This window comes from Rubrivirga sp. S365 (assembly GCF_032248475.1).
Taxonomy (GTDB): domain Bacteria; phylum Bacteroidota; class Rhodothermia; order Rhodothermales; family Rubricoccaceae; genus Rubrivirga; species Rubrivirga litoralis.
Genome location: NZ_JAVTTN010000010.1, coordinates 77417 through 88944 on the forward strand (window position 1 = coordinate 77417; position 11528 = coordinate 88944).

The following is an 11528-nucleotide window of genomic DNA, read 5'->3' on the forward strand; positions in this document are numbered from 1 at the left end:
AGCAGGCTCGCGCTGCGGGGCGCCGGGCCGGATCCTCTAGCTTGGCCCCGTCATGTCCAGCTCTGCCCACGCCCCCTGGTCCGCCCGCGCCGAGTTCGCCGCCACGACGGCGTTCTGGGTCTTGCTCACCGGGCTCTTGCTCGTCCGCCGGGCCATGAGCCCGTTCGGGTTCGTCGCCCTGACCCCGAGCGGCGTCGTCGGGACCGTCGCCGAGTACGCAGTCTGGATCGCGCTCACGCCGGTCGTGTTCGCGCTCGCCCGCCGGTCGCCCCTAGAGCGGGGGCACGTGTGGCGGCGGCTGGTCGGCCTCGTCGCCGTGGGCCTCGCGCTCGCCGCCGCCGTCGAGGCCGGGCGGCAGGCCCTGCTCGGGGGCCTCGTCGACGTCGGCGTGCTCGACCAACTCCCGGGCCGGCTGGGCGGGAGACCCAGGAGGGGTCCGGGCGCCCCCGGCCCGCTCGGCGCCGTCCGCCGGCTCCTCTTCGTCGACGAGTTCGTGATCTACGCCGGCGTGCTCGCGGCCGGGTTCGCGCGCGACTACGCCGTCCGGGCGGTCGACCGCGAGACCGAGGCGGCCCGGCTGGCGGCCGAGCGGGCCGGGCTCGAGGCCGACCGCGCCGACCTCACGCGCCAGCTCGCCGACGCCCGGCTCTCGGCGTTGCGGATGCAGCTCAACCCGCACTTCCTGTTCAACGCCTTGAACGCCGTGAGCGCCTACGTCGAGCGCGACCCGGAGCGTGCCCAGACCATGCTCGCCCAGCTGGCGGCGCTCCTGAGGCGCGTGCTCGACGGCGACGCCCGGCCCGAGGTCCCGCTCGCCGACGAGCTCGCGCTCCTCCGCGACTACCTCGCCATCCAGCAGGCCCGGTTCGGCGACACGCTCGCGATCGAGGAGGACGTGGACCCGGCCGCGCTCGGCGTGCCCGTCCCCCCGCTCGTGCTCCAGCCGCTGGTCGAGAACGCCGTCGAGCACGGCGTGAGCCGCCTGGTCGGCGCGCAGGGCCGGATCGTCGTGACGGCGCAGCGCGAGGAGGCGGCCGGCGGGGGCACCCAGCTCCGCCTCGCCATCGCCGACAACGGACCCGGCCCCGACGGGCTCGTGCGCGGGACCGGGGTCGGCCTCGCCAACACGCGCGACCGGCTCCACGCGCTCTACGGCGACGCCGCCGCGCTCCGCCTCGAACGCGGGCCGGACGGCGGGGCCGTCGCCGTCGTTGAGATCCCCGTCCGCCCGCCCTCCGCCCCCGATGCCTGACCCCTCACGCCTCCGCGTCCTCGTCGCCGACGATGAGCCCCCCGCCCGCCAACGCGTGCTCGACCTCTTGGCTCGCGAGGACGACGTCGAGGTGGTCGGCGAGGCCGGGTCCGGCGCCGAAGCGGCCGGGCTCGTCCGCGCGCTCCGGCCCGACCTCGTGTTCCTCGACGTCCAGATGCCGGGGATGACCGGGCTCGACGTGCTCCGCGAGGTCGGCCCCGAGGCCATGCCGGCCGTCGTGTTCGTGACGGCCTACGACCGCCACGCCGTCGAGGCCTTCGAGCTGGCGGCCGTCGACTACCTCCTGAAGCCCTACGCCGCCGACCGCTTCCGCCAGGCGCTCGGCCGCGCACGCGAGGCCGTTCGGAAGGCCGACGCTCCGGGCGGCGACCTCGACGACCGGCTCCGCGCGCTCCTGACCGCCGCGACACCCGCGCCGACCTACCCTGCCCGGATCGCCGTCGAGTCGCGCGGGCGGGTCCGCTACGTGCCCGTCGTGGACGTCGACTACGTCGCCGCGGCCGACGCCTACGTCGAGGTCCACGCGGGCGACGACACGTTCCTGGTCCGGGACTCGATGCAGGAGATGGAGGACCGGCTCGACCCGGCCCTCTTCGCCCGCGTCCACCGCTCGACGATCGTCCGGCTCGACCGGGTCGAGTCGCTTCTCGTTGGGCGCCAGGGCGACTACGCCGTCCGGCTCCACGACGGGACGCGGCTGGCCGTCGCGCGCGGGCGCCGCGAGAGCCTGGAGGCGAGGCTGACTGGCCAGTAGCCCGGACCCGGGGCGCCCGGCCCGGTGCGCCCCTACTCGCCGGGCGGCCCCGCACTGACGGTCTCGGGGGCCTCTCCAACCGGGGCCTCTTGGGGCGCATACGTGACCTGGACGAACTCGGGGTCCCCCGCGTGCGCCACGTGGAAGCAACCGAGATGGTCCGACGCCCCGGCGTCCGCGAGCAGGTCCCCGACCGTGTCGGTGGACCACGTCGGACCTGGGAGGCCGAAGAACCGGTGGAGCTGGCCCAGCGTGGTCTCGGCCGGGAACGCGAGCGTGAGGCCCGGCGCCAGCGGCGGCGTCCGCGCCTCGGGGTCGAACAGCCGGTCGACGAGCGGCTTGAGTTGGGTCCGGGCAACGACGAACACGTGGTCTCCGGTGCGGAGCGCCGTCCCGCCTCGGGGCACCACCACGGCCCCGTCGCGGACGACGAGCGTGACCGCGACGCCGTCGGGGAGCACGAGGTCGCGGAGCATCTGGCCGGCCACCCGAGCCGACGGGGCCACCGTGTAGTCCACGACGTCGCCGTCGACGTGGCGGAGCGCGTGGAGCTCGACGGTGACGGGCGGGGCGGGGTCGGCGGGCCGGCCGATCTCGAGCCAGCGCGCGGCGACCGGGAGCGACCACCCCTGGCTCACCGCCGACACCAGGACGACGAAGAACACGACGTCGAACAGGGCCTCGGCGCCGTCGACGCCGGCCAGGAGCGGGAACGTCGCCAGCGTGATGGGGACGGCCCCCTTCAGCCCCACCCACGACACGAACGCCCCCTCGCGCAGGGTGAACCGGAACGGCGCGAGCGAGAGCGCGACGGCGAGCGGGCGGGCCACCACGATCAGGACGACCGCCACGGCGAGCGCCGGGCCGGCCACGGCGAGGAGGCGGCTGGGGAAGCTCAGGAGCCCCAGGAGCACGAACAGGGCGATCTGGGCGAGCCACGCGACGGCGTCGTGGAACATGAAGATGCCCCGCCGGAACACGATGGGGCTGTTGCCCAACACGATGCCGGCGAGGTACACCGCCAGGAACCCGCTCCCGCCCAGGACGGCCGCCAGCCCGAACGCCAAGAGCCCGAACGCCGTCACGAGCACGGGGTAGAGCCCGGGGGCGTCGAGCTGGACCCGCTCGACGGCCCACGCCGCCCCCTTCCCCACCCCGACGCCGGCGGCGGCCCCGACGCCGAACTGGAGCGCGAACAGCAACGCGAGCGACCCCGCGCTGGCGGCCGTCCCGGTCAGGACGCCGACGAGGCCCAGGGTGAGGAAGATGGCCATCGGGTCGTTCGACCCGCTCTCGACCTCGAGCGTGGCCCCGAGCCGCTCCGGGAGCGCGAGCCCGCTTGACCGGAGCACCGAGAACACGGCCGCGGCGTCGGTCGACCCCACGATGGCCCCCAAGAGCAAGCCGTGGACGGTCGAGAGCCCCAGGACGTAGGCCGCCGCGAGCCCCGTGACCGCCGCCGTCACCAGGACGCCGACGGTCGCCAGCGACAGGGCCGGGCGCCACGCGCTCCGGAGCGCGCCGGTCGACGTGCGCAGGCCGCCGTCGAACAAGATGAAGGCGAGGGCCACGCTCCCCAGTGCGTTCGCGAGCTCGTAGTCCTCGAAGGCCACGCCGCCGAGGCCCTCGGACCCGGCCAGCATCCCGACCCCGAGGAACAGCACCAAGACGGGCATCCCGATCCGGGCCGAGAGCTTGCTCGACACGATCCCGAAGAGGAGCAGCAGCCCTGCCACGAAGAGGACGGCGTTGACGGAGGGCACAGCGGGAAGAGTGGATGTCCCGCAGGCCCGGCCGGTCTCGCTCTGGACCGGCCGCTCGAAGACGCGGGGGAGCACGACCGGAGGGAAGCCGCGGGGGGAAATCTAGGGACGCCGTGCCCCGCTGGCGATGCCCCGGCGGGCCGGGGCTGCAGGTCACGTCGCCAGGCTGCACGTCGGCGATCCGGCTGCATCGACGCCCCGAACGCCGCCGTTGAGCCCCCACACCACGCGGGCACCCCCCGCACATCCCCCCAGACCCATGACTCAGCATACGAACCAGACTCACGAGACCGCCCGCCAGCGGACGGCCGTCACGCTCCGACGAGCGCTCGGCACCGCGGCCGTCGCCCTCGCCGGGCTCCTCGCGCTGCCCCAGGCCGCCGAGGCCCAGACCCGCGGCCCGCGCGGCGACGGGGACCGGACCGAGCAGCGCGTGGCCCACCTCGACGAGGCCCTCGACCTCTCCGACGCCCAGGCCACCCAGCTCCGCACGCTCTTCGAGGCCCAGAAGGCGGGCCGGCCGGAGCGCGGCGAGCGCGACAGCGCCGACCGCGAGGCGACGCGCGCCCAGCGGGAGGCCCGCCGCGCCGAGATGGACCGCCAGATCGGGGCCGTCCTGACGCCGGCCCAGCTCGAGCGCTACCAGGCGCTCCGCGCGTCCCGTGAGGGCCGGCGCGGCGACGGCCGGCGCGGCGACGGCCGGCGGAACGGCAACCGCTAGCCCGCACCTCCTCTCCCACCGTCGGCCCCGTGAACCCGGGGCCGACCCTCTTTCCGTCCGCCCCGATGACCGTCCTCTCCCGCTCCGCGTCGGCTCTGCACGTCCTCATCGGGGCCACCCCGCGTGAGGCCTCGGCCGACGCCGCGCTCCTCGTCCTCCGCGTCGTCACGGGCCTCTCCCTCGCCCTCGGGCACGGCCTGGGCAAGGTCCCGCCCTCGCCCGGCTTCGTCGAGACGGTCGGCGCGCTAGGCTTCCCGGCCCCGGAGCTCTTCGCCTGGGGCGCGACCGCCGCAGAGCTGGGGGGCGGCCTGCTCCTCGCCCTCGGGCTCTTGACGCGCCCGGCCGCAACCCTCGTCGCCGGCACCATGGCCGTCGTCACGCTCGCGGCGAACGCGGGGAAGGCGTTCGGCGACCTCGAGCTGGGCCTGCTCTACGGCGTGATCGCGCTCGTCTTCGCCGTGCTCGGCGCGGGCCGGTACAGCCTCGACGCCGCGCTCCGGCGCCGCATTGCGACCTCGCCCGTGACGGGCCAGCCCTGACGAGCCGTACGGCACCGGTGCCGTCCCCTCTTTTCCACCGTCCGTCCCGGAGACCCGGGGCCGGCCCCTTTCCGCGATCCCATGTCCCCCCTCACGCTCCGCCGCTTGGCACTCTGCGTCGGCCTAGTCGCCGCGCTCGCCCCCGGCGCCTCGGCCCAGACGACCGCCACCGTGACCGGCACGGTCGTCGACGCCTCCGACGGCCAGCCGTTACCGGCCTCGACCGTCATCCTGATCCGCGCGACACCCGATAGCACGCGGACGGGCACGGCGACTGGCCTCGACGGATCGTTCCGACTCGCCGTCGCGCCGGGCGCCTACCGGCTCCGCGTCTCGTTCGTGGGGTACCTCCCGCTGGAGCGCGAGCTGACGGTGAGCGGGCCGATGGCGCTCGGCCCGCTGGCGCTCGCCGTCGACGCCGCCGCGCTGGGCGAGGTCGTAGTCGCCGCGGCCCGCCAGCGCGTCGAGGTCCGCGGCGACACGACGGCGTTCAACGCCGACGCCTTCCCGGTCAACCCGGACGCGACGGCGGGCGACCTGCTCGCCAAGCTGCCCGGCGTGATCGTCGAGGACGGCGAGGTGTCGGCCCAGGGCGAGACCGTCCAGCGCGTGCTCGTCGACGGGCGCGAGTTCTTCGGGACCAACGTGCAGGGCGCGCTTAGCACGCTTCCGGCCGAGATCGTGCAGGAGATCCAGGTCTTCGACCGCGCCAGCGAGGCCTCACGGTTCTCGGGCTTCGACGACGGCGACGCCGAGAAGACGGTCAACATCGTGACCCGGGCCGGCATGCGGAACGGCCAGTTCGGGCGCGCCTACGCCGGGGCGGGGCCGGACGGCGAGTACCTCGCTGGCGGCAACGCGACCGTCCTCGACGGCGACCGCCGCGTGACGGTCGTTGCACTTGCCAACAACGTCGACCAGCAGAACTTCGCGACCGAGGACTTGCTCGGCGTCGTCGGCTCCACGTCGGGCCGCCGGGGCGGCGGCGGCGGACGCGCCGGCGGCGGCCCTCCTCCGGGCGGTGGTGGCCCGGGCGGTGGCGGACGGCCCGGTCGAGGAACCGACGTGAGCAACCTGCTCGTCGCCGACCAGGACGGCCTCAACACCACGAACGCCGTCGGCGTCAACGTCTCGGACGTGCTGCTGGACGGCGCCCTCACCGTCACCGGCAGCTACGTCTACAACCAAACCGACACCGACCTCGACGCCACGCTGGCGCGCGACTACACGACCGGCGACGCCGTCACGCAGCGCTACGCCGAGACCGACGCCTCGGACGGGACCAACACCAACCACCAGCTCGCGCTCCGCGCCCAGTACGACGTGTCCGACCGGACGCAGCTTATCGTCGAGCCCCGGCTGACGGCGCAGAGCAACGAGACCGCGGGCACGCTCGCCGGGCTCACGGCGACGCCGACGGGCGAGACGCTCGCCCGGAGCCTGACGACGGACGCCGTCGACGCCGGGGCGCTCTCGGCCCAAGGCCGCGTCCTGCTCCGCCACCGGTTCGCCGCCCCAGGCCGGACGCTCACCGTGGGCGTCGACGCGGACGTGGACGACCAGACGGGCACGAGCCAGCAGACGACGACGCTCGACTCGTTCTCGGACGCCGTCACCGCCTCGGCCTCCGACCAGTTGTTCGACACCGACGCACGCGCGCGGTCGGTCGGCGCGACGGTCCGCTACACCGAGCCGGTCGGGCCGGGCCAGGTCCAGCTCAGCTATCGGCCCGAGTGGTCGTCGAGCACGTCGGACCAGCTCGCGTTCACAGCGGACGAGACGGGCGCCTACACGGTCCCCGACGCCGCCTACACGAGCCGGTTCACCCAGCGGTCGGCGATCCAGCGCGGCGGGATCTCGTACCGGTACGGCGCGCGCGGGCGCGACGCCGTCTCGGCCCAGGTCGGCCTCGACGTCCAGAACGAACGCCTGACGGGTGAGCAGACGGCCGCGACGTCGTTCGACGTGGACCGCTCGTTCTGGTCGGTCCTGCCCTCGGCGCGCGTGCGGCTCCCGCTCGGCGAGGGCCAGCGGCTCGACCTCGACTACCGCGCCCGGACGCAGACGCCGACGGCGACCCAGCTCCAGAGCGTGGTCGACAACTCGAACCCGCTGCTGCTCACGACGGGCAACCCGGACCTCGACCCGGCGACGACGCACACGCTCCGGGCGCGCTTCAACGGGACCGACGCTGGGGCGGGCTCTGTGCTCTCGGCGTTCGTGAGCGGGTCCTACGGGATCCACGCCATCGGCACCTCCACGACGACGGCCTTGGTCGATACCGAGCTGCCGTCGGGCGCCGTCCTTCCGGCGGGCGCCCAACTACTCGCGCCCGTCAACGTGGACGGCGCGTGGGACGCCCGGGCGTTCCTGGTCTACGGCCGCCCGGTGCCGTTTTTGGGGAGCAACGCGAACGTCTCGGTCGGCCCCAGCTTCACCCGTACCCCCGGACTGGTGGACGGCCAAGACAACGTCTCCGACCAGCTGGGGCTCGACGGCCGCGTCTCGCTCGGGAGCGCTGTCAGCTCGAGCGTCGACGTGTCGGTGGAGTACGGCGCGCGCTACACGGCCGTCTCCAACTCGGCCGCGCCGACGCTCGACGCCGACTACGTCCGCCACTCGGCCGGGGCGAAGGTGACGTGGCTGCCGTGGAACGGGCTGGTGCTGGGCACCGACCTGCGCGCCCTCCACTACACCGGCCTCGACGACACCGTCGACCCGACGCAGGTGCTCCTGGGCGCGCGCGTGGGCTACAAGTTCCTGCAGGACGACCTCGCCGAGGTCAGCCTCAGCGTCTCCGACCTCCTCGACCAGCAGCGCGACGTGGAGCGGACGGTGACGGAGTCCTACGTGCAGGACGCCCAGACGGCGACGCTGGGCCGCTACGTCATGCTCAACCTGTCGTACAAGCTCCGCAACTTCGGGCTCTGACTCCCTCCGCCCCGCTGGCGGTTCGGCTCGGTGTCGGCCGCCAGCGGGCCTGCGTGCCTGACCGAACCGGGTGCCCCTCGCCGCGGCTGGCGCGCCGTGGCGGAGCGGCACCCCCTAGCCATCTAGACCGAAGCCGAGAGATCGGGTGGCGGCGTGCGGGAGCGCAGAGGGGGGCGGGGCGTACGATCTCGCCCCCACCGGTCTCGCCCATGTCCCGCTTGCTCCTCGTTCTCTCTGCCGCGGCGGTCCTCGCGGCCTGTGCGCCTACCGCACCGCGCCCGGCCCCTCCCGCCACCGACGCCACCGTGTTCGTGGCCCGCCTGGGCGCCGACACCGTGGCCGTCGAGCGCGTCGTGCGCGACGCCCGCGGCCTCGACGTGACGCTCGTCACACGCGTTCCGACCACGCAGCGGACCGAGGCTAGGCTCGACCTCGACGCCGACGGCCGGATGCTCGCGTTCACGTCCGAGACGCGCGGCGCGGGCGGGGAGGCGGTCCGCGCCGTGCGCATGACCCGGGACGGCGACAGCCTGCGCGTTGGCGACGGCACGTCGACGCGCGCCCTCGCCGCCGGACCCGACGCGCTCCCGTTCGTCGAGTACGCCCACGCGCCGTTCGACCTCGCGCTCCGGCGCGGAACCGACGGGACGCTGCCAATGGCGACCGGGCGGTCCGTGCTCGACTTCACCGTCACCCGCGACGGCCGGACCGCGACGGTCCGCCACCCCTTCCGCGGGCCGATGGCGGTCACGCTCGGCCCCGACGGCGGGCTCGCCACGCTCGACGCCGCCGAGACGACCCGCAAGCTCGTCGTCACGCGAGCGCCCGGCTTCGACGTCGACGCCTTCCAGCGTCGTGCCGCCGCGCTCGACGCGGCGGGCCGGGGGATCGGCCCGCTTTCAGGCCGCGCAGAAGCGCAGTCGGCCGTGGCGGGCGCGGAGATCACCGTCGACCACGGGCAGCCGTCGCTGCGCGGGCGCCAGGTCTGGGGCACGGTCGTGCCCTACGGCCGCGTGTGGCGCACCGGGGCCGACCGCGCGACGCACCTCACCACCAGTCGGCCGCTCGTGTTCGGTCGCGGCGCCGACGCGGTCCGCGTTCCAGCCGGGACCGTGACGCTGTTCTCGGTCCCCGAGGCCGACGGCGGCGTGCTCGTCGTGAACGGGCAAACCGGCCAGAACGGCAACGCCTACGACCCGGCCCGGGACCTCGGCCGCGTCCCGTTCGAGCTCGACGCGCTGGCGGAGCCGGTCGAGCGGTTAGAGATCGTCGCCGAGCCCGACGGCGACGGCGGGCGCCTGGTCGTCCGCTGGGGCGACCAGACGCGCTCGGTTCCGTTCCGCGTCGAATAGGGGCGCCCAGGGCTCGACGAGGTCGGCGACTTCGCGTACCGCGTGGGGCTTCCTGCGAAGAGCGGCGGCGGGATCGTCGCCGTGCTTTCCAGGCCCTTTCCTAGCGGCCGTGTGGTCGCCGGGGTTGGGGGCGAGGGGGAACCTGCTCGCTGGAACGGTGGCCCTCGAACTGCTGACGACCAAGACCGGCACGTCGGTCTTCTGAGGCGCTTACTACCTCATGCTCAGAGACCGGCCACCGAGGTGACCCCACTCCGACGAGGTCAACCACGTGTAGGAACACACGCCCGAGCCGTAGCGAGCAGGTCGGCGGCGTCAGCCACCGTCTCCACGACGCCCTCCACGAACCCTCTGTCGCACCTTGGCGAGTTTTCCAGCGCCCGGTCCACGATGAGGAGCCGCGTGCGCACGGAGGTCCCGTATGGGCGGTAGACGGCGCCACCCACCTCGATGTCCGCCCGGAGCCGATAGGGGTCGGCGTCCACTACTTGGAAGAACGCCCTGTGCGTCGGCTTCACTCGCCTCACGCCCGCGCTCAATACGGCCACCAGTCGGCCACCCGCGTCGAGGCGACGGAGCGCCTGAAGCACGTGGTCCGTCCCGACGGTCATAACGCGGCGGCGCCCGAGCCGGCCGGCGGTCTGAGAGAATGGCGGGTTCATTAGAACCACTTCGGCCCGGACGGACGGCGGCAAGATGGCGTCGAGGTAGTCGGCGTTCTCACGTGTGAGTGTGGCTGGACCCTGGCCCGCCTCGGTTAGGAGAGTCGCCAGCAGGTCGGCGCGTCGGTCCGACAACTCGTTGGCGTGGACCGTCGCTCCGGCGGCGAGCGCGAACGCGCAGAGCGCGCCGGTCCCGGCCGACGGCTCGATCACACGGTCCCCCTCCCCCACCCCGCTCACCCACGCACAGAGGCCCGCGTAAGCGGCCGGCGTCGAGAACTGCTGGTAGTCGTTCTGCTCCGCCGTCCGGCGCGTCTGGCTGGGCAGGAGCGCCGAGAGCCGCTCGACCTCGGCGAGCGCGTCGCGGGCCGCCCCGGGGTCAGGCGGGAGCGGCCCAACGGCGCGGAGCAGGTGGAGGTGGAGCCCGAGCTCGGCGGCGTCGTAGGCGTCGCGGGGCGTGAAGGCCCCCTCGGCCAGCGTGCCGCCCCAGGCGTCGGCCGCCAGCGCGAAGAGGTCGGCGGACGACAGGGGGCGGGAGCGCTCGACGGAGCGCTCGACCGCCCGGGCGAGGCGGAGGCCAGCGGCTTGGGTACGCGTGTCGGTGTCGGGGGTCATGGGCGGTGCGGGGAGTCCGGTTCGTGGGAGGGGGGCGACGACGGCGTGTCACCGGGGGTCACGCCGTCGGCGCCCCCCACGGGGTCCGAGGCCGCGGGGTCCGACTTTTTCCCTGGGCTCCATCCTCCTGTCCACGTTCGGCTTACGCGGCGCCGAGCGGCCCCCTCGGGACCGGGCGGCGGGTTTTTCTGGGCGCCCGGAGTTCATATTGACACCAGAAGGTGTAAATTGACAGCCTCCCTGTCACACCCTCCCTACAATGCTCTACCCCCGACAGAAAGAGCTCCTCGGGATCATCCACGACGCCCTCCGCCGGACGGGTGAGGTCCCCAACGGGCTCGAGCTCGCCGGGCGGATGGGGCTCAAGGGCGTCTCCGCCGTCTACGCCCACCTCCGCAAGCTCGAGGCCGCCGGCTTCGTCGCGCTCACGTCCGGGGGCCGCGGCGTCCCGCTCCGGATCGAGCTGACGGCGGAGGGCGAGCGGCACGGCCGGGCGCGGCCGTGGCCCCGGCTCGGGACGATCCCGGCCGGGCCGATCACCGACGTCGAGGCCCAGGCCGACGACTTCGTCGCGACGCTCCCCGACCTCGTCCCGGTCATGCGCCGGGGGGACTACCTCCTGGTCGTCGACGGGGAGTCGATGACGGGCGCCGGGCTCCTGCCGGGGATGACGCTCGTGATGCGGCCGGACGTGGACCCGACCGAGGCCGACGTGTGCTCGGTCTACGTCGAGGGCGAGGGGAACACGCTGAAGCACGTGGTCGAGGACGGCTCGCACGTCCGGCTGGTGGCTCGGAACCCGGAGTACCCCGACCAGCGCGTGCCCAAGAGCGCGGTCTGCGTCCAGGGCGTCTTGGTCGCCGCGCTCGCCATCGAAACCTTCCGTTGAGCGTCCCGGCGCGCTCACCGTCCACCCTC

The 11528-nt window shown here is 74.4% G+C and carries 9 protein-coding genes and 1 pseudogene; 8 read left to right on the forward strand and 2 right to left on the reverse strand.

All coding sequences use genetic code 11. The features are described 5' to 3' along the window. The first annotated feature begins 52 nt into the window (after positions 1-52). Positions 53-1252, forward strand: coding sequence for a sensor histidine kinase (locus RQM47_RS17215; protein ID WP_314009971.1), 1200 nt, complete (start codon positions 53-55; stop codon positions 1250-1252). Next, positions 1245-2027, forward strand: a complete 783-nt coding sequence (locus RQM47_RS17220; protein WP_314009972.1) for a LytTR family DNA-binding domain-containing protein — start codon at positions 1245-1247, stop codon at positions 2025-2027. The genes RQM47_RS17215 and RQM47_RS17220 overlap by 8 nt, the downstream gene beginning before the upstream one ends. 32 nt (positions 2028-2059) lie before the next feature. Here the strand turns inward: RQM47_RS17220 and RQM47_RS17225 are convergent, their stop codons facing one another. Beyond that, positions 2060-3790, reverse strand: a complete 1731-nt coding sequence (locus RQM47_RS17225; RefSeq protein WP_314009973.1) for a potassium/proton antiporter — start codon at positions 3788-3790, stop codon at positions 2060-2062. Positions 3791-4049: 259 nt separating this feature from the next. On the opposite strand from RQM47_RS17225, the gene RQM47_RS17230 reads away from it, so the two are divergent. The 5 genes and pseudogenes from RQM47_RS17230 to RQM47_RS17535 all read left to right on the forward strand — a co-directional run. Further along, positions 4050-4511, forward strand: coding sequence for a Spy/CpxP family protein refolding chaperone (locus RQM47_RS17230; protein WP_314009974.1), 462 nt, complete (start codon positions 4050-4052; stop codon positions 4509-4511). Positions 4512-4576: 65 nt separating this feature from the next. Beyond that, positions 4577-5050, forward strand: coding sequence for a DoxX family protein (locus RQM47_RS17235; RefSeq protein WP_314009975.1), 474 nt, complete (start codon positions 4577-4579; stop codon positions 5048-5050). Between the two features lie 81 nt (positions 5051-5131). After that, positions 5132-7981, forward strand: coding sequence for an outer membrane beta-barrel protein (locus tag RQM47_RS17240; protein WP_314009976.1), 2850 nt, complete (start codon positions 5132-5134; stop codon positions 7979-7981). Between the two features lie 305 nt (positions 7982-8286). Further along, positions 8287-9333, forward strand: coding sequence for a DUF2911 domain-containing protein (locus RQM47_RS17245; RefSeq protein ID WP_314009977.1), 1047 nt, complete (start codon positions 8287-8289; stop codon positions 9331-9333). A 15-nt stretch (positions 9334-9348) separates the two neighbouring features. After that, positions 9349-9538, forward strand: a pseudogene (locus tag RQM47_RS17535) (glutaminase); the annotation flags it as partial. A gap of 58 nt (positions 9539-9596) precedes the next feature. On the opposite strand, the gene RQM47_RS17250 reads toward RQM47_RS17535, so the two are convergent. Next, entirely contained in the window at positions 9597-10610 is a 1014-nt protein-coding gene (locus RQM47_RS17250) for a class I SAM-dependent methyltransferase (protein WP_314009978.1), read from the reverse strand. A gap of 259 nt (positions 10611-10869) precedes the next feature. Between RQM47_RS17250 and RQM47_RS17255 the strand changes: the two genes are divergently transcribed. Beyond that, the gene (locus RQM47_RS17255) at positions 10870-11499 is read left to right on the forward strand and encodes a LexA family protein (RefSeq protein WP_314009980.1); all 630 of its coding nucleotides are present in this window, start codon (positions 10870-10872) and stop codon (positions 11497-11499) included. Positions 11500-11528 lie beyond the last annotated feature (29 nt).

What these genes read in the sequence shown, in the direction of transcription:
- RQM47_RS17215 (WP_314009971.1), top strand. Translation starts at nt 53, where the DNA reads ATGTCCAGCTCTGCCCACGCCCCCTGGTCCGCCCGCGCCGAGTTCGCC.
- RQM47_RS17235 (WP_314009975.1), top strand. Translation starts at nt 4,577, where the DNA reads ATGACCGTCCTCTCCCGCTCCGCGTCGGCTCTGCACGTCCTCATCGGG.
- RQM47_RS17250 (WP_314009978.1), bottom strand. Translation starts at nt 10,610, where the DNA reads ATGACCCCCGACACCGACACGCGTACCCAAGCCGCTGGCCTCCGCCTC.
- RQM47_RS17230 (WP_314009974.1), top strand. Translation starts at nt 4,050, where the DNA reads ATGACTCAGCATACGAACCAGACTCACGAGACCGCCCGCCAGCGGACG.
- RQM47_RS17240 (WP_314009976.1), top strand. Translation starts at nt 5,132, where the DNA reads ATGTCCCCCCTCACGCTCCGCCGCTTGGCACTCTGCGTCGGCCTAGTC.
- RQM47_RS17220 (WP_314009972.1), top strand. Translation starts at nt 1,245, where the DNA reads ATGCCTGACCCCTCACGCCTCCGCGTCCTCGTCGCCGACGATGAGCCC.
- RQM47_RS17255 (WP_314009980.1), top strand. Translation starts at nt 10,870, where the DNA reads ATGCTCTACCCCCGACAGAAAGAGCTCCTCGGGATCATCCACGACGCC.